We start from the raw sequence: 24,798 nt of genomic DNA, 5'->3' as shown, positions 1-24,798 counted from the left end.
ATGTCCCCTTCCCCGGCGCGTCGCTGCGCAGAGCAGGGTCAGTGTAGTAGAAGCGGATAGGCCAGTCGGAGGTCTTTTCGTGGCCACTCACCACGCTGCCATCAGGCGATCTTCGGCCATTCGGCCGTTATCGCATCCGCCCTCCGGACCTGTCTATTGTGCTTTTCCTGGCCAGCAGCGGACATTCCCCGGGCGGGCAGCGAACACGGCTTCAGCACCGCCTTGAGGCATTTGCCCACTTCAAGATCTTCGACGGCCTTGTTGATGTCCATCAGGGAATAGGTGTCGATCAACCGATCCACCGGGAACCGGCCCTGCCCGTGGAGTTCCAGCAGTTGCGGGATCAATTCGTCGGGCCGGCTGTCGCCCCAGGTCACTCCGGTCACGGTCCGCCCGGGAAGCAGCAGGTTGGTCATGTCGATCGACAGTTCGGCACCCGCGGGGCCGAGACCGAGGATCGCGCAGGTGCCGAGCGGCGCAAGGCTGTAGACCGCTTGCCGCGCGACCTCCGGTACCGCAGTGGTCTCCACGGTGTAGGCGACTCCGCCATCGGTGATCGTCTGAATGGCACTGACCGGGTTGACCCGGCCGGCGTCGATGAGGTGCGTCGCGCCGAGTTCCCTGGCGAGGTCGAGCCGGTCCGGCTGCACGTCGACCGCGATGATCGTGGCGCAACCGACCAGCCTCGCGGCCATCACGGCGGCCATGCCGACCGCGCCCACGCCGAACACCGCGATGGCCGACCCGGCCTCCGGGCGCAGCCGGTTGATCACGGCTCCGGCACCCGTCTGGATCCCGCAGCCGATCGGTCCGGCCATCTCCAGGTCGGTGTCGTCGGCGACGCGCACGATGCTGCGTTCGCTGGCGATGGCGTGCGTGGCGAAGGAGGACTGGCTGATGAAGAAACCGTGCATCTCACCGTGCTCGACATCGCAGTGCAGGGCGTTGGTCCCGTCCGGCCTGCTTCCGCTGACGTTTCGCTCCAGCAGCTCGACGCAATAGGCGGGGTGGCCGCTCTCGCAGTAGCGACAGCGGCCGCAGGACCCGAAGGTCATGACCACCTTGTCGCCGGGCCGCACCTTGGTGACGTCGGCCCCGACCCGCGCTACCACGCCGGCCCCTTCGTGTCCGAGCACCGCAGGCAGCGGAATCCGCATCCACTGGTCGCGGAGCGAAATGTCGGTCCGGCACAGCCCTACGGCGTGCACCTCGACGAGAACCTCGTCCGGCCGCGGTGAATCCAGCTCAAGTTCTTCGAGCATGAACGGCTGACCCTCGTCCCTGGCGACAGCAGCTGTAACGCGCATCCCGGCCTCCTTGGAGATTCTCGCGCGGGCGGTCGGGCGGCCACCCGGACGGATTCGAGTGCTGCTAACCGACCAGGGCGTTCGGGCCGAACACGTGCGTTGGCCGCGCTGGCCACCGAACCGCTCGCGGGGGTCGGCAACCGCTCGTGCTGGACGAAGTCGTGGAACCAGTGCCGCCGGCACAACTCATGGACGAGCGGTGTTCCAGCCTCATGACCGGCCCCTTTGCCTTGGTCTCGCGCTCTGGAAACACCACGTTAACCATCCCGGTATGGTGGGGGTCACGGGTATAACTACGTGGTTTTTCCGACCAAGTCCGGGAGTGGCTGAACGTCCTTCCCCGCTCGCCGCAGGCGAGTGCTCGTGTCAACCCGCCTTCAGTGGCGCTGCATTCCGTGGGCGCGACATCCCCGCGTCGCTTCGGCCGGCCGCGCAGCGAAAAACGGCCGCTGGACACGGCCGTCTTCCGCAACTGCTTGTGTCGGAGGGCACCCGGAACCAGGGGCGTTCCGGAGTGAATCTCAGTGCTGTTCAGACAGCAGCGCGGCCGCTCCGATCTCGACGCAGACAGAGCACGCCGTGAAGTCTTCTTCCCGCGCCTCGACCAGCGTCAGCCGCTGCACCCGCATTCCCCGCACCAGGCGGCATTCGCCGGAGTGGAACCGGGCGCGACCGTGCACCACGCCCACCATCGCGTCGTCATCCAGTCGCTGCCCGGTCGATCTCGCCACGAAGATCTCGCGGGCCGGCTCGGCCGCCGAGTCCGGTCCGGTCGCTCCCCCGGACCGGACTGCGACGGTGTCGGCGGCATCGCCGGACACCTCCGATGAATCCTCCGCGGAATCCGGAAAATCGCCATGATCAGCGGATTCACCATCGCCGCCGGCTTCCTGCCCGCCGAGACGCCTGCGTCGCCACATCGAAGCCACCACCAGCACCAGGCCGGCGGCCGACAACGCTAGCGCGACGTACACCAGCACGATCTGCTCCAACAGCCATCCGGCGACGAGGCAACCACCCGATACCACGGCCAGCACGAGAGCCAGCATGTCGTTCCTCCTTCTGCAGTGACGTCTTGCCGTTAGGAGTCCGTTCAGAACGATTCATCTGTGTCTTCTCAGTGGCGTAGCCGCTGAGGTTCCGCCGCCCGGCCCGCCACGCGAATCAATCTGGAAGGACTCGGTGGTTACTCGCCTTGCGCCGCTCTGGCCGGTGACGCGTCCGGGTTCGCGGGCAGGTATTCGGGCGCGTACGTGACATCGGCGTCCTTGATCCGCTGGGTCAGGAATCCGTCCCACACCCCGAGTTTCGCGTCGTTGTCCAGCTTGCCCTTGATGGCGTCCCGGACCTGCTCGAAGGCGACGGGCTTCGAGAGACGCACTTCGCCGACCTTGCCGACGTTCCAGCCCTGCTCGGTCTGCACCGGACCGAACACCGCGCCGGCCGGTGCCGAGAAGGCGGCTTTCGCGTATCCGGGTTCGAGCTGGTCGGGCTGCACGTCACCGAGCGAGCCGCCTTTGTCCTTGGTGCTGCCGTCGATGGAGAACTGCGCGGCCAGGCCGCCGAAGTCGCCGCCCGCGTTCGCCTGCTCAGCGATCTGCTGGGCCTGAGCCTGATCCGGCACGACGATGTTGGCGACGCCGCGCTGCTCGGGAGTGACCATCTGCGCGCGGTTCTTGTCGTAGTAGCGCTGCGCGTCCGCGTCGGTGACCGGTTCGACCGACTCGGTCACCTTGCCGAACAGCCGGGCGCTGGCCTGCTGACGCTTGATCTCGTCGAGGACGTTCTGCTCGGAGATCCCTCGCGCCCCGAGCTCCTGGATGAAGGCACGGCGGTCACCACCACCGTTCTCCTTGATCATCTTGTCGAGTTGGTCGCTCGCGGCCTTGTCCGCGATGACGATGCCGTGTTCGACGGCGGCTCGGTCCACCACGCCGCTGACCACCAGTGCTTTCGCCACCGAACGGTTGAACTTGTCAACTCCCGCCGGGTCCGGCGGCCGCTGCAACCCGTAGAGGAACTCCATCAAACCGACCCGTTGCTGGAGCTGCTGCTTGGTGACCACGGCACCGGACGAGCGGAAGGCCGCGTCCGCTGGCAGCGCCTCCGCCGCGTGCATGACGGTCTTCGCGCCGGATCCGCCGACGACCACAAGAAGCATCGCGACGACGACACCCGCTCGATATCCGGTGAGGCGAAACGCCGAACGCCTGCCCAGGTGCTCGGCGAAGCGGCCGATGGCGCCCCTGTTCAGCCAGGTGGGCATGCGGGTCTTCATGAACGAACCTCCGAGAGTTCCGTATCGGCAACGCGGACTTCGGGAGCGGGCTCCTGCTTCCCAGCGCCCGACGGCGTCAGCCGCACGACGGCGAGCGCCGCCAGGTACGACAGCAGCACCGTGACTGCCAGCGTGATCCCGAAGTCACGGAGCAGGGCGATCGTTGAGGGGACGAGGGCCAGGTAGCCGACCACCGAGGTGACGCACGCCCACGCGACCACCCGCCGCAACACAGCCGATCGTTCCCGCTGGTCATCGGCGAGCAGCACGGTGAACTCGCACGCGGTCACCGTGGCCAGCGAGCCCAGTGCGATCGTCAGCGGGCTCAGCGGTTCACCGACCAGCCACATGCCGGCCACGGTCCACCCGGTCGCCATCGCGGCGGCCACCATCGCGCGCAGCGCATCCCGCCGGTGACCTCGCAGTCCCACGAGCAGCACCGCACCGGCAGCCGCGATCCCCACCAGGTTGTCCAGGTAGCGGTGCTGCGAGATCTGCTCGTAGGCGCGGGCCGCGGACACCGGCAGCCCGACGACGTCGACCTGCGTTGCGCCCGGCGACGGCGGTAGCGCCGCGCGCATCTCGTCGAGCAACCTCGTCTGGTTGCCCAGGTCCTGGAACTTCAGCCCGAAGGTCAGCACTGCCTGATCCCCCTCGGAGCTGAACACCGCGCTGGTCAGGTATGGCGGCAACAACTGCAACCCGGCCGAGATCTGCTCCGGGGTCGGATGGTCACCGAGGAAGCTCAGCAGGTCGGGTGCGGTGAGGATCGGCCGGACCTGGTCGCCGTAACGGGACACGGCCACGTCCTGCGCCCGGTACATCCAGTCCAGAGCTTCCGGGCTCCGCACGTCCATGCCCCGCAGCACGATGCTGACCTCACCGGAAGAACCCAGGACCTGCTCGGCGTACCGAGCGTTCTCCAGTTCGGGCAGCCCGCGGGCCGCATCCTCTGGATTGGCCTGGACGTCGAGCGTCGCCAGTGACGCCCAGCCCACCGCCGCGACCGCCACCAGGCTGCCGAGCGCGGTCCAGCGCAAGCCGGGGCGTCGCGAACCGACCGCCGACGAACGCTGCGGCGCCTCGGGTTTCGGGTCGGGCTCAACGTCCGGACCCGGCTGGGCCTTGCCGCCGACCAGCAGGGTGACTCCGACCGTGAACACCACGCCGAGCGCCAAGGCCAAACCGAGTTGCCGGACGAACGGCAACGGCGACGCGGCCAACGAGGCGAATGCGACCGCGCTCGCGGCCGAGACGACCAGCACCCGCCGCCGGTTCCCGGACGCGGCGAGGTACAGCGAGAACGAGCTGCCGATGCCCATCAGCAGCGGCAGCAACGCGGCAGCGCCGAAGGAGATGGGCACACCGGACAGGCCGAACACCGCCAAGGTCAGCGCGCTGCCGATGACCGCCGCCAGCAGCGACCACAGCTTGCGGAACAGACTGGAACCGGGCGAGGCCAGCAGGAAGCGCAGCAGGATCACCAGTGCGGCCAAGCCCGCCAACAGCGGAATCTCGGCCGTGACCGCACTGGTCAGTGAGGAGGTGATGGCCGGCACTCCGGTCACGGTCGTCTTTGTCGTGTCGAGCCCAGAGCCTCCGACCGCGTCCCGCACTCCCTCGACAAGGCGCTTCGTACCGGCCTCGTCCAGGTCCTGGCGCGGCCGGACCAGCACGGCGACGCTGTTCTCCTTCGGCACCACGAAGTGCCAGCGCGCCCGCGGCCTTCCCTCCTCATCGAAGATGACGTTCTTGACGAAGTTCGGGTTCTTGGTGGTCGGCAGGCCACCGGGCAGCCCCTTGACCAACAGCGTTCCGTATCGCCGGTCGAACTCGGCCGTGGCCGCATCACCGGCCCCGCTGACCGACGACTCGGATTCCCCGCGCGCACGGGCCGCGGCCTCGGCGCGGGCGCGCAAACCGTCCCGGGTGCCGCTGAGGGTCGCGAGCAGGTTCTGCGAGGAGATCGCGAGCTGGTTCATCACCGTGCCAGGGCCATAAACGGTTGCCACATCCGGCATCCGCGACAGATTCCCCTCGAGCTTCATGAGCTTCTCTAGTTGCTTGTCGCCGGTGAGCAGGTGCCCTGGTTCTTCTGACTCCAGGACGACGGCCACGGGATTCCCGCCGAACGACCGGGCGTGTTCCTCGAGGCGTTGCACGCTGGGATCTCCACTGGGCAGGAACGACTCCACAGTGGTCTCGACGCGCAGCTTCAGCAATCCGGCCACGGTGCTGCCGGCGATTCCGAGAATGACCAGGCACACCAACAGTTTTCGCGTGGCGGTCCGCCTTCCGCCGACCGCGGACCTAGCGGGGGCCCGCCGGATCACTTCGAGGAGACTCCGGATCTGTGCCCGGATTGCCTGCAACAACCGCATCGCTCCCGACCCACCCCTTCCCGTCGCGTCGATCTCTCGTGACGCGGGACACAGTACCTCGGTGAACCCACCAAGAACAACATTGACAGGTACCAAGTTTCCAGACTTGTAGCATCTCCCTTCGTGTCCGAAATCTCGCGAGAGCGAACCGAGAGACAGCTCCTGAACAGCACTTATGAGCTGATCAGCCACACCAGAACAGGGACCTCGCTGGCTGCGATGACAACATGAACGCACCCGACGTAAAATCTTCCACTGTGGACGAAGATGGAGAACCTCCGGAGACGGCGGGGTACGACACCCACACCGCCCCCGGAGGTCGCGGAGATCAACCCGTCCCGGCCGTCAGTTCGGCCACTGGTGCAGCTTGGTGAAGTCGCGTCCTTCGGGCGAGACGCTCTGTCCAGGAGCGGGATACGGGTTGCTGTTCGTCAGCACCTTGGGCAGCGGTACCGGCACACCCTTGACGATGGCCTCATTGCCCTCATCGGGCAGCAGCCGGAAGAAGTGAATCCCGGCCTCGTCCGTGTACTGGAAGATCGATCCGAAGTTGGCGAAGAACGCGCCCAGCTCCGGGCCGTATGGCTTCAGGTACGACAGCATCGGGTTGAGGTTGGTCATGGCGGTACGTGCCTGGGGCACGAGCGTGCTCACGTCCTGTGCCGTCGCCGGAACGCGGTCCAACGTGGCCGGTGCCCGGTCCAGCGTGCTGGTCAGATCGGGCAGCAACCCGCGCAGATCCTCGGTGGTCTGCGGGAGTTGCTCCAGGGAGGCGTTGAGGTGCGGTGCGGCCTCCTTGAGATCCGCGGCAACCGGCCCGACCGAGGTGGACAGCTCCTTGAGCTTGCCCGTTGCCTGCTGCGTACTCGACAGCACCCCGGGCAGCTTGCGCACCGTCGCGGCCAAGTTCTCCTGTTGCCCGCTGGTGGCCGAGGTCAGCTGCTGGGCGTTGTGCACCAGCGAGGCGATCTGCCCCTGCCCGGTGTCGAGCGCGTCCAGCACGGTCGTGGTCTGCTGCGCCAGCACCTTCAGATCCTCCGACTGCGCCGAGATGGCATCCACCGCGGTGTAGCCCTCGCGCCCCACCTGGCCGAGACCGGTCATGGCCCCGTCCACGTCCTCCTTCGTACCGGTGGTTCCCTCGCCCGCGGTTCGGATCACACCGCTGAGCGCCTCCCGGGTCTTCGGGTCGAGGCTGTCGACGACATCGCGCAGTTGCACGCCCCGTTCGACTGCCTCGGGAACGATCCTGCTGCCGTTCGGCATCGCCTTTCCGCGGCCATCAACGATATCGATGTAGGACTCACCGGCGATGGACTTCGCCCCGATCCGCATATTGACCTGGGCGCCTTCGTGCAACGGCGCGGCGTCCTCGTCCACGTGCACCACGACCAGCGCCTTGCCGCTGCCGTTGTGCTCGACGCTGTCGATACCGCCAATGGTGACGCCGGCGATCTTCACGTCGCCGACGGGAATCGCGTTGTCCACATCGTCCACTTCGAAGGAAACCGTGTAGGCCTTCGAGCTCCCCAGCGGATTGGGCGTACCCGCCTTGTCCAGCAGGTATCCCATGTAGATCATCGAGAGGACGAAGAAGACGCCCAGCACGACGAGTTTGCCCGAGGTGCCTTGGAAGATCTTCATCAGTCGCCCCTGTGTTTCCGCCGTGCGTACCAGGCAGCACGCCCGCATCCGGCAGCGGAACCGCCACGTGGCCCCGGATGAACCCGCCATTGGCATCCGACAGGCTGAATGCCCCGTTGGTGTTGAAGATGAATGCCTGCAGATCATTGAGGTAGGACACGATGAGCTCGGAGTCCGGCCCCAGATCGCGGGCTACAGGCTGAAGGTCGCCCAACGCCGTGTGCGCCTGGTCGACCATCGGTCGGAGATCTTGGACGATCGGTCGCGCGGCGGACACGACGGGCCGTGCCGCCCGCACCGTGCGTCCCAGGTTGTCGACGGTGCCACTGACCTTGCGCAGCACTTCCGGCAGCCGGTCCGACGCGGCGTTGAGGTTGTCCAGCGTCGGGTTCAGCTGACCGGTCAGCCCGTTGACACCGTTCATCGCGCGCTTGAGCTCGCCGGTCGTATCCGGCAACTGCCCGACCGCGGACTGGACATCCGCGTTGTGCTCGGACAGCACCGACAGCGTCTGCTCGCTGGCGTCCATCAGTTCCGTGAGCCGACCGTCGTTGTGGCCGACCGCCCGGCTGATCTGGGACAGCGCGGTCACCAACTCGGCGATGTTCTCGCGGCGCGTCTGCAGGTTCTGCAGGACGGGCTTGAACCGCAGCAAGGTGGCATCCGCGGCGTTGAGGCCGGCGGGCAGGTTCTGCGGCGCGTTCGCCAGCGCCACATCGGAGGTGGACAGCAGGTTGGTCACCGCGTTCCTGCTGCGTTCGTCGAGGTGGTTGAGCACCTCGTCGGGCTGCCTCGGCCGCTCGGTCTGGTTCAACGGGATGACGCCGTTCGGCGGCAGTTTCGGTGCCGGTGGGCCGCCCGGGTTGACCTCCACGTACATCTCGTTGAGCGGGTTGGTCGGGCGCAGCACCAAGCGCGCGTTGCGGTAGACCTCGTATCCGGGCTCCAGCGACAACGTCAGCCGCGCCTTGCCGTTCCGCGTTACCTCGCTGTCGGTCACCTGTCCGACCTCGACGCCGGCGATGCGCACCTTGGGCTGTTGGTTCGGGCTCACCGCAGGTACCTGCTCGAACTCGGCCGCCATCTCGTACCGCTCCTGCCAGGGCGGGAGGAACCGCTGATTGGTCAGGATCATCGACGAGCTGACCACCCCACAGACGATCACCACCGTCAGTGCGAGCAGGTTGCGCCCCAGGCCGGGAACCGTTCGGATCCGCTCCCAGATCCTGCTGAACGAGAGCTTTTTTGTCACGGGAGGCTCCTAATTCCCTTGAGGCTGGGGCGGGCCGGGCTTGGGCAGGAACTGGTCCTGCCCCGGGGAAGTCGCCGGTACCGGTGTGAAGTCGTCGCCGGAGTCGTCCGGCGGCGGCAACACCTTCAGTCCACCGGGCAACAGCCCCAGCGACTGCAGGAACTCCGCAGTGCCCGGGTCCTTGCCGCCCACGGTGGAAACTCCGGCACCGAGCGCAAGCCCGAGCATCCGGCCGTTCTTGTTGCCGTACTGCGACAGGTTCGCGGTGTGCGCGGCGAGGTACCCGACCTCTTCGTAGAGCTTGTGGCCGGTACCTCCGTTGCCTTCGTAGGCTCCCGTGCCCTTCCACGGCGACATCACCGCGTTCGCGATCGGCCCGTTGATCCGGTCCAGCACCGGGCCGCGCACCAGATCGAGCGTCGAGGTGGCTCGGTCCGCGGTCGGCACCAACTGGTCGACCACCGGCTGCGCGTCCTGCAGCAACGGCCGGAGTTCGGCCACCATCGGCCGGGCCTCGCGCAGGACCGGATCGGCCTTGGCCAGCACGGGCCCCAGCTCCTGCACGGCCGGCCTGGCGTTGCCCGCGGTGTCCGTCAGCCGGTTCAGGCTTCCGTGCAGGTCGTCGAGTCCCCTACGAGTACTGGTCAGGGTCTCGGGAAGAGCGGCGATCGAGTCCGCCAGCGGCCGCCGCACCGTGGACAGCGTCGCGCTGACGTCGCCGAGCGAATCGATGGTGTGCCCGAGCTGTCCGTCGCGCTCGGTCAGCGTTCCGGCGATCGCTGCTACGTCCGGCACGATGCCGTACAGGTCCTCGCCCGGGCGAGTACCCCGCGCACTGGAGAGGACGTCGCCTGCTGGCCCGAGGGTCTGCGGCGCGTGTTCGAGGACGTTGCCCAGGTTCTCACCGGCACCGGCGCGCAGTGACTCGTCAGTCAGCCGTGTCGTGTTCCGGATGCTGTCCTGGGCTCGCCCGGGGATCGCGGCGAGGATCTTGTCGAGTTCGATGGGCACGCTGGTGCGGTCCGCCGGGATGGGTTCACCGCCGTACCGCCCGTGCGCATCGCCTTGCTGAAGCTCGATGTAGTAGGCGCCGCCGAGCAACGTCGTCGGCCGGATGATCGCTGACGGAGCGCTGCCCAGCCTGTCCGTCGTATCACCCCAGACCTTCATCGATACCAGCGCTTTTCCGCCCGCGTCCTGCTCCACATCGGTCACCGTGCCGACGACGACACCGGCCATCTTCACGTCCGACTTGGCCGGCACCAAGCGGTATTGGCGGTCGAACTCGGCCTGGACCTCGTCGCCGGAAGCCAGCGTCGTGCTGATCCGCTCCTTCTGGTAGACGCCGAACAGCACCACCAGAACCGCCACCAGCAGGACAGCCCCGATGACCAAGGGTGAGGCGAACCTTCGCTTCTTCGCGGACATCACTGGCCACCTCCGGTCAGAATGTTCGGCAGCAGTCCGGTTCGCTGCTTGTAGACCTCACCTGGCGCCGGATACGGATCCTGCCCTTGCAGCGGGTCCTTGATGAGGCCACCGTCTGCGATGGCCGGGTGCGCAGCGACCCCGACGCGCGCACCGTGCACGCCCGGCGCGACCGAAGTGGACACCATGCTCTCGATGTTCCGGAAGAAGGCGACGACTTCGGGGCTGTACTGCGCCAGCGTGTTCACCGGCGGAGCGGCGTCGCTCAAGGCGCGAGACAACGGGGAGACCAGCGGACGGGCGTCCGCCACGGTCTGAGTCAGGTCCTCGACCGCGGGCTCGGCCTTGTCCGCCACGCCGGGAACCATGTTCAACGGCTCCGTCCCCTCGCGTAGTACCCCGCGCACGTCGGGGGTCGCCGATCCCAGCGCCGAGGCGCCGGGCCGGATGTCCGACACCGCGGAGTGGACGTCGCTCAGCGGCTCGTCCAGCGAATTGAGGGCGGCACGGGTGTCGCTCAGCGTCGCGGGCAACGCTCTGAGGCTGTCTTGTAGCGGCGCTCCATCGTCCACGGCCGCGGCCCCGGCCGTGTCACCGATCTCCCGGACAAGACCCGCCAGCTCCCGCTCCCGGCCGTGCAGCGAGCCCACCAGATCGTCGGCGCGGTTCAGCAGCCCGGGCAGATCCGTCTGCGGATCGCTCAGCGCTCCGGACGTGTTGCCGAGGCCCCGCAGGATTCCCGGAGCCTTGCCGGCGATGTCGTTGAGATCCTGACCGTGTCCCGCGCCGCCACTACCGACCTCGCGCAGGGTGCTGGTCAGCGCGTCACGTGTCCGTGGATCGAGCGCGTCCAGCACGTTGTCGAGGTCGGCCGAACCCACGTTGCGTTCCGCCGGGATGGCCCGATCACCGAGTCGGCCGCTTCCTTGATGCCCGCGGTCGATCTCCACGAACTTCTTGGCCAGCGCCGACTGGTCCCAGACCTGGGCCTTGGCGTCCTCGTAGACCGGCACGTTCCCGTCCAGTTCCAAGGTCGCGACGGCATGTCCGTTCTCGTAGCTCAGGTCAGACACTTCGCCGATCCGGGTGCTGTTCTCCCGGACGTCGTTGCCCACCTTCAGCGAGGCGCCGACCTCGTCGAACTCGGCCCGGACCGTCGTCACCGGCGCTCCGGGCAGACCCGAGCTGGCCGTGACGCCGATGAACACGAACCCACCCAGGACGACCACGCCTCCCAGACCGGCCAGGAACGACCGCGTCGTCGATCGTGACACCGCTGCCATCAGCGTCCTCCTAGAAGTTGGTCGACCAGAGCGGTCTCCTGCGAGAGGTCCAGCCCTGTCGCGCTGCCGTCACCATCGGGTGCCGGAGCACCCGGCTTCGAGCCGCCGTCCTCCGGAGGCCCCGTGAGCCCCGGCAGGCTCGGCAAACCTGGAAGTGGCGGGGGCACACCGGGAACTCCCGGGATCGGCAGTTCCGGCACCGGGCTCGGGGTGGGCGGGCTAGGCGGTCCGAGTCCCACACCGGGATACTGGATCAAGCTCTGCGGCGTCGTCACGACGAACGCGCGGAAGTAGTTGCCCAGGCCGTCCCGGCCGTTGGTGGACATCGCCCAGTACTTGATGAAGTCCAGCGCCGTGCCCATCGCCGGTGTGAGATCGCCGACGAGCCGATGCGCGGAGGAGCTCACCCCCGGCAGTTGTTCCACACCGGGTTTGAGGTCCCGGACCGCCGGCGCGGCCTGGTCGAGCAACGCCTTGCCCTTGTCCAGCACCGGCGGCAGGGAACCCAGCGCGGGATCCGCGGCATCGGCGAACTTGTCGAGCTCATCGGTGATCTGCGTCAGGTCGTCGGTGACCGGCCGGATGTCGCGCAGGACCGGTGTGCCCTGCTCGGCGACCCCGGACACTTCGGAGAGCACCTTCCTGGCCTCTTCCAGAGTTCCGGGAAGCTGGGTCAACGAATCCTTTGTGGCCTGTCGCTGGGCGGCCACCGACGCCAGCAACTGCTTGCCGGACTCCACCGCCTTGTCGAGGTTCCCGCCGTTCTGCTCGGCCAGCGCCTTGGCGACCGGGCTCGTGCGATCCACGAGCTGTCCGAGCACCTCGTTCTGCTGCTCCAGCACGGACCCCAGCTGCTGAGTGTCCTGCAACGCCGGGGCCAGCGCCTTGAGTGCTTCGTCGATGTTGGGGCCCTGCCCTGCCGTGCCCTCGCCCAAGGTGGTGACCAGGGCGGCGAGCGCGGTACTGGAAGGGTCGTCGACCGAGTTCAGCACCTCGTCGAGGTCGACAGCGCGAGTGGTCCGGTCCGCACGGATCACCAGCGGGTCCGTCAGCTCGGGAGCGCTGTCCGACCCCCGGTTCAGGTCGATGAACCGCTCGCCGAGCAGCGTCACCGGCCGGATCTTCGCGCTCGCGTCGCTGTGCAAGGGCAGCACGGAACGGTCGAGGCGCATCTTGACCGCGGCTTGACCTCCGCGCAGGGTCACGGATTCGATCTGGCCGACTTCAACACCACTGAGCCGGATGAGGTTCCCCGGGATCAGCGGGCTGGCGTTGGCGAACATCACCGTCAGCGAGACGTCCTTGTCCTCACCTAACCGCGCCGTGGTGACCCCGGTGGCCACCACGGCGGCCACCGCGGCGAGCGCCAGTCCGATCCGCAGTCCCGCGTTCTTGAAGATTCTCATCGGGGTGCACTCCCATTCGCGTCGACCCAGGCTTCACCGGACGCCATGCCCGGCGCGGGACGCGAGTTCGGCCCGCCCTTGAGACCCACGTTCACGCCGGGGTTGTCGTCGAGCACGCTCGTGCTGACCTGCACCGCCCCGTGGAAGTAGTGGCCCTGGGAGTCGTAGTTCGCGAACGCCGCGCTCCAGTTGCTCAGCCAGCCCATGAGGTCCGGGGTGTAGGGCCGGAGGAACTGCACGGCCGGGTTGAGCTGGTCCAGCGCCTGCGTCACCCCGGGCACCGTGCCGTGGGTGCTGTCCAGCAGGTCAGGTGTTCGCTCCAACAACTCGTCGGCCGAGTTCAACGTCGGACGAAGATCGCTGATCGCCGGCCGCAGGTCCCGCAGCAGCGGGCTCAGGTTTTGGGACACCGATTTCAGTTGCTGGGTGGCCGGCCGCAGATCCTGCAACAGCGGCGCAGTCTCGTCGACCGCCTCCGGAACACCGTCCATCGTCCGCTTGGCCGAGTCCAATGTAGACGGAAGTTCGCCCAATGCCTGCTTCAGCTGCTGTTGCTCGGCGGACATCGTGCCGGTGGCCGCGGTCAGATCGCGCACGATCTTCTCGAGCTCCGCCTGCCTGCCCGCCAGCGGCTCCATCATCGTCCGCAGGTCCCGGATCAGCCGCTGGATCGCAGGGCCGTCCTGTCCGACGGCCTTCAGGACCTCGCCGAGTTCCTGGACCGCGGGGCCGGCCGCGTTGAGCGTCGCCCGGATGTCCTGCGGATGATCTTTGAGCTGCTGATCCAGCTGTTGCACCGTGGACTTCACGTGTTCACGGGTGGGCTCATCGAGCGCGGCCAGCACCTGCTCCAGCTCGACCTGCTCGGAGCCGGCTTGCACCAGGCCGCCGGTAGGAATCTCGGTATTGCCCTCCGGCCCGGGCACCAGCCTGATCACGCGCTCGCCCAGCAGGCCCCGCCATTCGATCTGCGCCTTGGTTCCGGCATGCAACGGTGCGTACTCGTCGTCGACCGATACCGTCACCATCGCCTCGCCGTCCCGGGCCTCCAGCCCGGCGACGCTGCCGATCGTCTTTCCATCGACCTCGACCCGCGATCCCTCCAGCAGGTTCGCCGCGTTCGGCATGGCCAGCTGGAGCTCGTAGTCCTCGCCGCCCGCAGCCCAGGCGACCCCGCCGAAGGCGAGGGCCGCGACCACGACGGCGGCTCCCCATCTCACCACTCGGCGCATCTCAATCCATTCCCAATGGGCCGACCGAGTCCCCGGCGAGGAATTGCCGCACGAACGGATCGTCCGAAGAGAACGCTTCCGCCGCCGGGCCGTAGTACACGACACGCCCCTGCCAGATCAGGCCGACGTAATCACTCACCTTCTTCGCCGTCCTGATGTCGTGGGTGACCACGACGTAGGTGCCGCGATCCTCACTGTGGATCTTGAGAATCACGTCGTTGAGCAAGCTGGTACGGACCGGGTCGAGACCCGAGTCCGGCTCGTCGAACAGTACGATCTCCGGATTCAGCACCAGCGCCCTGGCGAAGCCGGCGCGCTTCTTCATCCCGCCCGAGATCTCGTTGGGAAACTTCTTCCACGCCGCTTCCAGACCGACCTCTTTGAGCCGGTAGTTGACGATCTCGCCGACATCCTTCTCGGACATGTCGGTGTGCTTGCGAAGCGGGAACGCCACATTGTCGTACACGTTCATGGAGCCGAACAGCGCCCCGTCCTGGAACAGAACGCCGAAGCGCTTGCGCAGCTTGGCGCGTTCCCGCTCCTCGATTCGCCAGATGTCCTGCCCGAACACGCTGACCGTTCCGGAATCCGGTTCCAGCAGGCCCACCATGTGCTTGAGCAGAACGCTCTTCCCGGTACCCGAGGGGCCGAGGATCGTGGTGATCGCGCGCGGTTTGAAGTCCAGGCTCAGACCGTTCATGACCTGGAAGGAACCGAAGGACTTGTACACGTCGCGGACCGATGCGACCTGTCCGTCGTCGTTCGCTTCGGCACTCACCGCGGGCGACATGACTTCGGTGTCTTGTACATCCATGAAGGACTCCTCAACTCAGCCACGTTGCCCTAATTGGCAATCGGCGTCTGAAGCGTGGTGCCGAAAAAGAACTGGTACAGGATTGCGGCCGCGGCGCTGACGATGATCATGTTGACCATCATCGACTTCGCCGTGTTGACCCCGACTCCAACCGGACCCCCGGAGGAGGTGTATCCGTAGTAGCAGCCGACCAAAGTGATCAACGTGGCCAGGATCATCGCCCAGATCAGCGCGTACAGGAGGTCAATAGGCGCCTGGAACGACCAGAAGATGTTGGAGTACGCACCGGGAGAAGTGGTGTCGAGCATCAGTTGGGTGACCACCCAGGAACCGACGAATTGAACTCCCATGGCGGTCAGGAACAAGAACGGGGCCGTGATCCACATGGCCCAGAGCCTGGTACCGGCCAGGTAGGCGCGAGAATGGATGCCCATCACTTCCAGCGCATCGATCTCGTCGCTGATGCGCATCGAGCCGATCTCCGCGACGTACCCGCAGCCGACCTTCGCCGCGAGAATCCAGCCCCACATCGAAGTGCCGTCGGCTTTCAAATCGCCGATGGCGTTGAAGACCCCGACGTAGTCCGACGCGCCGAACTGGTCGAGGATGTAACTGCCCTGCAGTCCGGTCTCCCCGCCGATCGCGAATGCCATGAACCAGATGACCAGGCTGCTCGACCGGATGAGAATCGCCGACTGACGAATCACCTCGGACAGGTAGAGCCCGATCGCGAGTGGCATCTCCACCAGTACCCGGGCGCTGAACGAGGCGATGTTCCCGACCGTGGTGAACGTCGTGAAGAACAAGATGGGCGGACGTTTCCGCTGTTGTTCCGACCCGCGCCAGCGCAGAACGTTGCGCGGGGCCGGCTGCGCGCTTTGGATGGCCATCCGGGATTCCTTATCTCAGCATCATCAGGTTGGGGTTCAGCCCCTGAGCAATGGCGTTGAAGAAGAAGTTGAACACCCACACCAGCGCGAACGAGATGACGACCGCCTGATTGACGGCACGCCCGACGCCCTCCGGACCGCCGCCGGCGTTGAGCCCCTTGTAGCTGCAGACGACGGCGATCATCATCCCGCTCAGCAGCGTTTTCAGCTCCGCGCCCCACACGTCGGCGGCGTAGAGGTTGTGGATCATGCCGTCCATGTAGGCACCCGAAGTGGTGTCCCCAGCGCGCCCACCGCCAGCAGGCCGAGGAAGATGCCGACGAACGACGCGAGGAAGTTCAGCAGGGCACACAGGATCGCGGTCGAGATCACCCGTGGGATCACCAGCATCCGGATGGGATCGAGCCCGAGAACCTTGAGCGCGTCGAGTTCTTCCCTGGCCTTGCGGGCACCCAGGTCCGAGGTGATGGAGGTGCCGATGACACCGGCCACCACCATCCCGACCATCCACGTGGCGATCTCGCGGATGTCGGCCATCACCCAGAACGACCCCATCCGGTTCGCCGCGCCGAGCAGCACCAGCAACCCGACGCCCATGACGCAGATGAGGAAGCCGAAGCCCGCCATGGAGAAGGTCGCAGGCCAGAAGCAGAGCTTCAGCGCGGCGTACATCTCGTCGACGGTGTCCTTCCAGTACCCGCGCGGGTAGCGGACAGCGCTGTAGACGACCTTGCCGAGGAGCTGGCACATCTGGCCGATCTCCAGCACGACGTTGCGCACCGGCGCGGGGACCAACCCGACGGCCCGGTCCGCCGCCCGCGGCCGCGACTTCTCGTCATTGTCCACAGTGGTCATTCGTGCTCCCTGGTAATCGCCGCGGGAAACCCCGAGCCACGACCGACCGCACCCGGAAGGGCGTGCTGGTCCGTGGCGCGGGCGCGTGGCTGCACACGGCGGATCGGTGCGCTCATCTACTTCACCGCGTCGACCAGATCTTCGCGCCCGGCGTCGCGCAAGATCTTCTCGTAGGTGGCGAAAAGCGGCTTGGTGTGCGGCACGATCTTCATCACGGCCGACACCTTGCCCTTGTTGCGGATCTGACCCTTGGCCATCGCCAGCGCGACGTTGATCTTGCCGAGCCAGAAGCGATGCGCGACATCGGCTTCCATGTCGAGTTCAGCGTCGATCGGGCTGGTGACCTTGTTGGCGTCGTTCTCGCCGAGCTGCACAACGCCCTCGCCGAAATCGATCACGATCGTCGACTCGGGATCGGTCTGGTTCAGCTTGAGCACCGAGCCCACCTTGCGGAGCTTCGGACCGAGCTCGGGGTCCTCCATGCTCACCTGGAAGATGCGTCCGACATACCGGTAGACCTCGGATTCGTCCTTGAACACGCCCATGATTGGCATCCCTGCTTCGGTTGTGGCAGTCAGTTCGGGGGCCGGAGACCGTTCAGTCCGCGTCGAGCGAGATCGCCCGTTCCGGGCAGACGTCGACCGCCTTGCGGGCGTCCTCCGCCAATTCCGGACCTACCTCGTCGACGAGGACGAAGGAGACACCCTCGTCGTCCACGTCGAACAGGTCCGGCGCGCGCGCGACGCACCGCGCGTGACCCGAGCACTTGCCGGGGTCGATCGAAAGGCGCATCAGACGGCACTCCAGGATTCGAAGGTCACCGGCAGTTTCTTCACGCCCCAGGTGTTGCCCGTGTGCCACACCGCTTCCTGCCCCGGAGTCACGTCGTAGCGCGGCACCCGCTTCAGGAACTCCTGCAAGAAGACCCGCAGCTCCAGCCGAGCGAGGTGGGCGCCAAGGCAGCGGTGGATGCCCGAGCCGAAGCCGAGGTGACGGTTGGGCGACCGGTCCAGCACCAGCTCGTCCGGGTTCTCGAACTCCTCGGGATCGTGGTTCGCGGATGGCCACAGCAGCAGCAGCCGGTCGCCCTCCTCGAAGTCCTGCCCCAGGAAGGTGCACTTCTCCGTGACGTTGCGGGCGACACCCGGCTGCGGCGGCATGAAGCGGACCAGCTCTTCGATGGCGAGGTCCAGCTTGTCGGGATCGTCGACGATGTTCTCGAACCGGGTACGCAGCTCGGGCTGTTCGGCGAACATCAGCAGCAGCCGGCTCAGCACGCTCGCCGTGGTGTCGAACCCGGCCGGTACCAGCACCAGACAGAACCCGAAGATCTCGTCGTCGTCCAGGCGCTCGCCCTCGATCTCGGCCTGAGCCAGATCACTGATCAGGTCACTGCCGTACCCATTGACCCGGAGGTTCTCCAGCATCTCGGCGAAGTACTTCTGGCAGTGCAGGCCCGCTTCCAGCGCGCGCTCCGTGTTGTCGTCGTCGCTGAGCGCGGGGTCGGGCTGCAACAGGACGAGGAACTGGTCCTTGAGCATGTCCCAGTCCTTCTCCGGGACACCCAGGTACAACTCCAGAATCGCCCGCAGCGGCAGCGGCACGGCGACTTCCTTGGCCAGGTCCACCTCGGAGGTGCCGCTGAAACCGTCGATGATGCTGGTGATCATCTCGCGCATCTGCGGTTCGACGTTCGCCACCGACTTCGGGCTGAACTGCCGCCCGACCAGAGCCCGGTAGTTGCGGTGGCGCGGCGGGTCGGCCTCGATCGGGATCATCGGGGTCGGGTTGCCGAACGGCGGAATCGTCACCGGGAACGATGAGAAGGACTCCGGCTGGTGCGACGCTTCGTAGACGTCCTTGTAACGCGACAGTGCGTAGAAGCCCCCGTGCTCCGAACTGTGCGCGACAGGGCAGGACTTCCGCATCTCTTCGAAGAGCTCCTGCGAATGCTCCTGGCTTTCCGTGCTGTGCAGGCTGAATCGTCCGATCAGCTCGTGGAGCCGACTTTCGTCCAGTTCCTTCGTCTGCTTCCTGACACTGTCTGGAGAACTCAAGATGACCGCCCTCTTCCGTGGTGGTGGTGCGATCGCGCTCGGGCAGCCGATGGCTGCCGACGCGCGGCGAAGACGGGCGACGCGGTGGTCGCCGATCGCTCCGATGACGGACAGGAGGTGCACACGCCGAGCCGGGTCCGCGGCCGGCGACTCCGGGTCAGGCCCCCGAGAGACACCTCACATGTGACACACATGGGAAGGTAATATCTTTTGATGTACATCGTCAAGGTTCGTGTCGCATATTCGAGACATCAGATTCGGCTGCACGAGCCTCTTCGGCTCCGCGCGCCCACGGCCCCATCGCCAGGATTCCGCCGCAGTCCACCCAGCGCCGCTGCGCTCCACAACTGCGCCACTCCACCAAGAGCGCAACATCCTTCGGCTTGATCACTCCGACGAGCCCGCGACACGACATAGTCGACATAGTTGGCCGTTCAGGCACGTCTGGTGTAGTTCTAAAGGGGTGTCACCAGTTCAGGCCGAGACTCCCCCGCAACGCGCCTGCCGGCGCGGCCGTGCGCACAGCGACCACGGCGCACCCCGCCACCCGTGCCGACTAAAGTGGTCAACGGCAGGGTCGCTCGCTCCTCGTCCGGCCGAGACAGCCCCTGCCACCTGCAAGCTCGCCGACCGGCGGCCCGCGCGACCGGCGCCCCGACGGCCCGAACGACACTCCGGTCGGCCGCGACCGCGGAAGGACCCGTGATGGTGCAACCGAGTCGACGCACGACTGCGACCAACGGCCCGTCGGCCAAAGCGGCCGCGCGGCCCGCAGTCACGACGGGCAGCGCCCGTTCCATGCTGATCACCGTGCTGGGCGAGCTGGTGCACCCCAGCGGGCAACCGGTGTGGACGTCGTCGCTGCTGTACATGCTCGTCGGCATGGGAATCGAACAGCGCACCGCGCGGCAGGCGATCTCCCGGGCCTCGGCATCCGGCTGGATCACCGGGCATCGCCAGGGACGCGAAGTGTGCTGGGAGCTGACCGAAAGCGGCAAGAACCTGATGGACGACGGCGCCAAGCGCGTCTACTCGTTGCACGCCGACTCCGGTCCGTGGGACGGGAACTGGCTGATCCTGCTGGTCACCATCCCCGAAGCGCAGCGCTCGATGCGCAAGATGCTCTACACCGCGCTCGACTGGGAAGGCTTCGGAAATCCGACCCCAGGAGTCTGGGTCTCACCGCACATCGATCGCGAGGCCCAGGCCCGGAAGGTCATCGACGATCTCGACCTGAAGGCGTCCACCCTCGCGTTCATCGGGAAGGCGAGCGACGTCGGCCAGGCCGAGCAGGAGATCGTCGACCTCGCCTGGGACCTCAGCGAGGTCACCGAGAAGTACGAGGAGCTGCTGATCCGCTACAGCGGCATGCAGCCCGCCCAAGGCGACCCGCTGCTGTTCACCCACGTGAAGCTCGTCAACGAATGGCAGCGATTCCCGTTCATGGACCCGCAACTGCCGGCCGAACTGCTGCCAAACTGGATCGGCAGGCGCGCCGCGGTGCTGTTCCACCAACTCCGCGAGGCGTGGTACGAGGACGCCCAGCAACGTTGGCGGGAAGTGCTCAAGGAAACCTCCCCGGCCTGAGTCGCCCTTGCGGTCGTGTTGCGGTGCGGGCAGCGGAACCTTTCGCGAATACTCCCTTGTGGGGACGGCCTGGATGGATCCCGCGGCGAGAAGACCCCTGAGTTCCGCTGACCGACCCTCTGCGCGAACAAGAACAGGACCGAACGACGGACGCGACCGGGTGAGGTGGCACTGCGCCACCGCCACCCTGGCCGTCGTCCCGCCGATCGCTCCGGACTACACCAACTTCAGGACGGGCTTGATGGTCTTGCCCGACTCCGCGTCCTCGCATGCCTTGTTGATGTCGTCGAACTCGTAAGCGGTGATCAGCCGGTCGTAAGGGAACCGGCCCTGCTTGTTGAGCTCGATCATCTGCGGGATGAACTCATCCGGTCGGGCGTCGCCCTCCGTGACGCCGGTGATGGTGCGTCCTGCCATCAGGAACTCCAGCATGTCGACCTGGATCTCGGTGCCCGCGGTTCCGAAACCCAGCGTCGCGCAGGTCCCCTTCAACGCAAGGCAGCCGACCGCCTGCCGGACGACGGACGTGACCGCCGTCGTGTCCACCGAGAAGTCCGCCCCGCGACCAGTGATGGCCTGGATCTCGGCCACCACGTCCTCACTGGTCTTCCCGTTGATCGTGTGCGTGGCGCCCAGCTCCTCGGCCAGCGCCAGCCGGTCCGGCACCAGGTCCACGGCAATGATCTTGGTGCAGCCGGCGACCTTGGCCGCCATCAGCGCAGCCAATCCGACCGCACCGACGCCGAACACCACCAGGCTGCTTCCCGCCTGCGGCTTCAGCCGGTTGAGCACCGTGCCCGCGCCGGTCTGAATGCCGCAGCCCAACGGCCCCACAATGGAGAGATCGGTCTCCGGATCCAGTTTGACGGTGTTGCTCTCCAGCGTGATCGCGTACGTGGCGAACGAAGACTGGCTGAAGAAGAAGCCGTTCACGTCCCCGCCTTGGCCGTGCAGAGCGGTCGTGCCGTCCGTCCGGGTGCCCGCGACGTTGCGCAGCACGAACTGCTCGCAGTAGCTGGGGTCGCCACGGTTGCACATCGTGCAGTTGCCGCAGGACCCGTAGCTCAGCACGACCTTGTCGCCCGGTTCGACCTTGGTGACGTCCTTGCCGACGGCCTCGACGACACCGGCGCCCTCGTGCCCCAGCACGACCGGCAGCGGCACTGGCAACCACTGGTTGCGCACACCGATGTCGGTGTGGCAGACACCGGCCGAGTGCACCTTGACCAGGATCTCGTCGGCGCGAGGTTCGTCGAGTTCGAGTTCCTCGATTTGGAACGGTTTCTCCGCCTCGCGGACCACCGCAGCAGTGATCTGCATGAACAACTCCCCTGAAAAGTAGAAGGTGGGTGGCAGCGCCGGGTGTCAGCCCGGCAGGTAGATGGACTTCAGCTGCTGGTAGCCCGCCAGCGCCTCCGGGCCGAACTCGCGGCCGATACCGCTGGCCTTGACACCGCCGAACGGCGCGTTCAGGTCGATGACGTAGCCGTTCACGCCGATCGTCCCGGTCTGCACCTGACGGGCCAGGCTGATCGCGCGTTCCGAATCCGCGGACCAGACGCTGCCGCCGAGCCCGTACTCGGAATCGTTCGCTATCTTCACCGCGTCGTCGTCGCTGTCGTACTTGATCACCGACAACACCGGGCCGAAGATCTCCTCACGGGCGACCGTCGCCGAGTTGTCGACGTCCGCGAAGATCGTGGGCTCCACGAACCAGCCCTTGTCGATGCCGAGCGGGCGGCCACCGCCGAGCGCCACCTTCGAGCCTTCCGCACGTCCCTTGGCGATGTAGCCCTCGACCCGCTCGCGGTGCTCGGCCGAGGCGAGCGGACCGAGCTGCGTGGCCGGATCCAGCGGGTCACCGATCTTCAGCGAGGACAGCGAGACGGTCAGCGCATCAACGACCTCGTCGTAGCGGCTGCTGGGGGCGAGAATGCGAGTGCACGCCATGCAGGTCTGGCCGTTGTTGGCCAGCGAGGCGAAGAACAGGCCGTCGGTGACCTTGTCCAGGTCGGCGTCGTCGAGGATGAGCGCGGCGGACTTGCCGCCGAGCTCCAGGTTGACCGGACGCATCAGACGTCCGCAGTTCTCCGCGATCGTCCGGCCCGCCGCCGTGGAGCCGGTGAACGCGACCTTGTCGATGCCAGGGTGCTTGACCAGGTAGTCGCCGAGCTCCCGGCCACCCGGCACCCAGTTGATCACCCCGGGCGGAACGCCCGCTTCCTCGGCGGCTTCCGCGAGGATGAAGCTGTCCAACACCGTTCCCGGCGACGGCTTGAGCACGAGCGTGCACCCGGCGGCCAGCGCGGGACCGATCTTCGTGACCGCCAGCAGTACCGGGTAATTCCAAGGCACGATCCCGGCTACGACACCGATCGGTGTGCGCTGCACGAGCGTGTCGAATCCCAGCGGGGACGGACGCCGTTCCTCGGACTCCGCCGAAGCGGCCAGGCCCGCGTAGTAGCGCAGCAGCGCCACCACGTAGCCGCCCTCGAACTGCTCGCTCAGGCTGACCGGCATCCCGTTCTGCATGCTGACCGTCCGGGTCAGCTGCTCGGAACGCTTCTCCAGCGCGTCCGCGAACCTGTTGAGCACCGCGGCACGCTCGGCCGGATCCGTGGTGGCCCAACCGGAATCGTCGAAAGCTCGACGAGCGGCCTGGACGGCGCGGTCCACGTCGGCGTTCGTGGCTTCCGGCACGCTCCCCAGCGATTCCTCGGTCGTCGCGTTGACCACCTGGATCCGGCGATCGCTGGCGGGCGTCACCCAACTGCCGTCGATGAAAAGACTGTCATGGACCACTGCCATGGTCAGCTCCTTTGCTGTGACCGTTGAAACAGGCGCGGATCAGCGCCGAGACCGCAGATCGCCCGGTCTGCCGGGGTGACCCTGCTCACCGAGCAAGGTAGGCGAGCATCAACAGATTAGTCAACATCCATTGGTACTTGGTTTCTTTATCTGTATCAGGTATCCCTCGTGTCGATCAGTTCGAACGCGCGAGAATCCGGCGGAAGTCGACGCGGGATACGGGCGGTGGCGGAGGATCAGCGAGCCAGGCGGCGGGCGCCGATCAGCTTGAGCGCGTCCTGCCAACCGGACCGCTGGGCGATCAGCCGCTGGCACTTGGCGCTGTGCCCCGGGTTGTTCATGGTGAATGCGCCGACAATGCGGTCATCCCGGCGGTACAACGCGGTGAACTTGGCGGATTCGAGGTCACCGGCGGCGATGTGGACCTCCTCGACGCCCTCCGCCACACCGGCGAACTGCATCTTCCGGTCGTAGCAGTCGGACCAAAAGTAGGGCACCTCGTCGTAGCGTTCCGCTGCGGCGGACCCGAGGGCGTTGCGCGCCGCCAGGGCTCCCTGCTCTGCGGCTGCTGTCCAGTGCTCCACCCGCAGCGACCTGCCGAACAGGCCGCTCCGCCACCTGGCGACGTCCCCCGCGGCGTAGACACCGGGGGTCCCCGCGCTCAGGGTCTCGTCGCACACCACGCCGTCGTCGACATCAAGTCCGGACGAACGCAACCAGTCCGTCTCCGGTACGGCACCGATGCCCACGACGACCAGGTCGACGTCCAGCACGCTGCCGTCGGACAGGTCCACCTGCTCCACCCGATCCGTCCCGCTGACGCCCGTGACCGTGATGCCGCAGCGGAGATCGACCCCGTTCTCCTCGTGCAGCCTGGCGACCGCCGAACCGATCTCGGGACCGACCGCGCGCACCAACGGCACCGGCATCGCCTCCACCAGCGTGACCGGCAAACCCCGCCGACGCGCCGCGGCGGCGACCTCCGAGCCGATGAAGCCACCGCCCACGACCAGAGTGCGCGCTCCGCCATCGAGCGCGGCCCGGACGGCACGGGCATCGTCGAGCGTGCGCAGGGTGTGCACGCCGCGGAGGCCCTCCGCGCCGGGCAATGATCGAGCCGCCGCCCCCGTCGCGATGACCAAGCCGTCGTACTCGATCAGCTCACCGCCTACGGAGATGCGGCGCTCCCCGATGTCCAATTCGGACGCTCGCCTGCCCAGGCGCAGATCCACCTCGAGCTCCGCGAAACGCGCTTCGCCCCAGTGCAATGCGGGCTTCGGCCTAATATCGGCGGCAAGGAAATCCTTGGAGAGCGGCGGACGATCGTAGGGCAGGTGGGGCTCATCGCCGATGAGGGTGATGCGGCCTGGATGACCGGACTTGCGGGCCGATTCCACCGCCCGCAGACCCGCGAGCGACGCGCCGACCACGACCAGGTGCGCCGCACTCATGAGCACCAACCGAAGCTATATGCGACATGATATGCCACTAAGTTTCTCATGGTGTATAGTTTAAACACGCGTCGATGCCCCTGACCAGCATCGGCCGCGTTCCGGATCACGAGCGGTTCCGGAGC

Annotated in this window: 20 protein-coding genes and 1 pseudogene; 1 reads left to right on the top strand and 20 read right to left on the bottom strand. The window is 66.8% G+C overall.

Annotation, left to right across the window (positions count from 1 at the left end):
* Window positions 1-101: 101 nt before the first annotated feature.
* From H2Q94_RS12795 to H2Q94_RS12720, 17 genes and pseudogenes are all read right to left on the bottom strand, one after another.
* The gene (locus H2Q94_RS12795) at window positions 102-1,307 is read right to left on the bottom strand and encodes an NAD(P)-dependent alcohol dehydrogenase (protein ID WP_243794895.1); all 1,206 of its coding nucleotides are present in this window, start codon (window positions 1,305-1,307) and stop codon (window positions 102-104) included.
* A gap of 521 nt (window positions 1,308-1,828) precedes the next feature.
* Window positions 1,829-2,356, bottom strand: a complete 528-nt coding sequence (locus H2Q94_RS12790; protein ID WP_243794894.1) for a hypothetical protein — start codon at window positions 2,354-2,356, stop codon at window positions 1,829-1,831.
* A gap of 137 nt (window positions 2,357-2,493) precedes the next feature.
* Window positions 2,494-3,585: a peptidyl-prolyl cis-trans isomerase gene (locus H2Q94_RS12785; RefSeq protein ID WP_243794893.1), complete on the bottom strand. Its 1,092-nt coding sequence runs from the start codon at window positions 3,583-3,585 to the stop codon at window positions 2,494-2,496.
* Window positions 3,582-5,816: an RND transporter family protein gene (locus H2Q94_RS12780; protein WP_243794892.1), complete on the bottom strand. Its 2,235-nt coding sequence runs from the start codon at window positions 5,814-5,816 to the stop codon at window positions 3,582-3,584. Before H2Q94_RS12780 ends, H2Q94_RS12785 begins: the two co-directional genes overlap by 4 nt.
* 495 nt (window positions 5,817-6,311) lie before the next feature.
* Complete coding sequence (locus H2Q94_RS12775; RefSeq protein WP_243794891.1) at window positions 6,312-7,427, bottom strand: Mce/MlaD family protein; 1,116 nt, start codon at window positions 7,425-7,427, stop codon at window positions 6,312-6,314.
* 1,051 nt (window positions 7,428-8,478) lie between these two features.
* Window positions 8,479-8,694 (bottom strand): annotated as a pseudogene (locus H2Q94_RS12770) (MlaD family protein); the annotation flags it as partial.
* A 177-nt stretch (window positions 8,695-8,871) separates the two neighbouring features.
* A complete protein-coding gene (locus H2Q94_RS12765; protein WP_243794890.1) occupies window positions 8,872-10,290 on the bottom strand; it encodes an MlaD family protein in 1,419 nt (472 codons plus the stop codon).
* Window positions 10,290-11,573: an MlaD family protein gene (locus tag H2Q94_RS12760; RefSeq protein WP_243794888.1), complete on the bottom strand. Its 1,284-nt coding sequence runs from the start codon at window positions 11,571-11,573 to the stop codon at window positions 10,290-10,292. The genes H2Q94_RS12765 and H2Q94_RS12760 overlap by 1 nt, the downstream gene beginning before the upstream one ends.
* Window positions 11,573-12,979 (bottom strand): MlaD family protein, encoded by a 1,407-nt coding sequence (locus tag H2Q94_RS12755; RefSeq protein ID WP_243794886.1) that lies wholly within the window; start codon window positions 12,977-12,979, stop codon window positions 11,573-11,575. Before H2Q94_RS12755 ends, H2Q94_RS12760 begins: the two co-directional genes overlap by 1 nt.
* Window positions 12,976-14,211 (bottom strand): MlaD family protein, encoded by a 1,236-nt coding sequence (locus tag H2Q94_RS12750; protein ID WP_243794883.1) that lies wholly within the window; start codon window positions 14,209-14,211, stop codon window positions 12,976-12,978. Before H2Q94_RS12750 ends, H2Q94_RS12755 begins: the two co-directional genes overlap by 4 nt.
* 1 nt (window position 14,212) lies before the next feature.
* The gene (locus tag H2Q94_RS12745; RefSeq protein WP_243795681.1) at window positions 14,213-15,001 is read right to left on the bottom strand and encodes an ABC transporter ATP-binding protein; all 789 of its coding nucleotides are present in this window, start codon (window positions 14,999-15,001) and stop codon (window positions 14,213-14,215) included.
* Window positions 15,002-15,054: 53 nt separating this feature from the next.
* Complete coding sequence (locus tag H2Q94_RS12740; protein WP_243794882.1) at window positions 15,055-15,915, bottom strand: ABC transporter permease; 861 nt, start codon at window positions 15,913-15,915, stop codon at window positions 15,055-15,057.
* A gap of 10 nt (window positions 15,916-15,925) precedes the next feature.
* Window positions 15,926-16,174: an ABC transporter permease gene (locus H2Q94_RS30500; protein ID WP_258718694.1), complete on the bottom strand. Its 249-nt coding sequence runs from the start codon at window positions 16,172-16,174 to the stop codon at window positions 15,926-15,928.
* Complete coding sequence (locus H2Q94_RS30495) at window positions 16,162-16,770, bottom strand: MlaE family ABC transporter permease (RefSeq protein WP_258718693.1); 609 nt, start codon at window positions 16,768-16,770, stop codon at window positions 16,162-16,164. Before H2Q94_RS30495 ends, H2Q94_RS30500 begins: the two co-directional genes overlap by 13 nt.
* Window positions 16,771-16,886: 116 nt before the next feature.
* Window positions 16,887-17,315 carry an SCP2 sterol-binding domain-containing protein gene (locus H2Q94_RS12730; protein WP_243794881.1) on the bottom strand — a complete coding sequence of 143 codons (429 nt, stop codon included), beginning with the start codon at window positions 17,313-17,315 and terminating at the stop codon, window positions 16,887-16,889.
* A 52-nt stretch (window positions 17,316-17,367) separates the two neighbouring features.
* Window positions 17,368-17,562, bottom strand: a complete 195-nt coding sequence (locus H2Q94_RS12725) for a ferredoxin (protein ID WP_243794880.1) — start codon at window positions 17,560-17,562, stop codon at window positions 17,368-17,370.
* Window positions 17,562-18,698 carry a cytochrome P450 gene (locus H2Q94_RS12720; RefSeq protein ID WP_243794879.1) on the bottom strand — a complete coding sequence of 379 codons (1,137 nt, stop codon included), beginning with the start codon at window positions 18,696-18,698 and terminating at the stop codon, window positions 17,562-17,564. Before H2Q94_RS12720 ends, H2Q94_RS12725 begins: the two co-directional genes overlap by 1 nt.
* Window positions 18,699-19,532: 834 nt before the next feature.
* Between H2Q94_RS12720 and H2Q94_RS12715 the strand changes: the two genes are divergently transcribed.
* Window positions 19,533-20,414 (top strand): PaaX family transcriptional regulator, encoded by an 882-nt coding sequence (locus tag H2Q94_RS12715; protein WP_243794878.1) that lies wholly within the window; start codon window positions 19,533-19,535, stop codon window positions 20,412-20,414.
* A gap of 216 nt (window positions 20,415-20,630) precedes the next feature.
* Here H2Q94_RS12715 and H2Q94_RS12710 read toward each other — a convergent pair whose 3' ends face one another.
* From H2Q94_RS12710 to H2Q94_RS12700, 3 genes are all read right to left on the bottom strand, one after another.
* Window positions 20,631-21,734: an NAD(P)-dependent alcohol dehydrogenase gene (locus H2Q94_RS12710; protein WP_243794876.1), complete on the bottom strand. Its 1,104-nt coding sequence runs from the start codon at window positions 21,732-21,734 to the stop codon at window positions 20,631-20,633.
* Window positions 21,735-21,779: 45 nt separating this feature from the next.
* Window positions 21,780-23,222 (bottom strand): aldehyde dehydrogenase, encoded by a 1,443-nt coding sequence (locus tag H2Q94_RS12705; RefSeq protein WP_243794874.1) that lies wholly within the window; start codon window positions 23,220-23,222, stop codon window positions 21,780-21,782.
* A 236-nt stretch (window positions 23,223-23,458) separates the two neighbouring features.
* Window positions 23,459-24,673 (bottom strand): NAD(P)/FAD-dependent oxidoreductase, encoded by a 1,215-nt coding sequence (locus H2Q94_RS12700; RefSeq protein WP_243794871.1) that lies wholly within the window; start codon window positions 24,671-24,673, stop codon window positions 23,459-23,461.
* Between the last annotated feature and the right edge of the window lie 125 nt (window positions 24,674-24,798).

The sequence above is a fragment of the Saccharopolyspora gloriosae genome, assembly GCF_022828475.1.
Taxonomy (GTDB): domain Bacteria; phylum Actinomycetota; class Actinomycetes; order Mycobacteriales; family Pseudonocardiaceae; genus Saccharopolyspora_C; species Saccharopolyspora_C gloriosae_A.
This window is presented reverse-complemented; position numbering and strand designations above follow the sequence as displayed.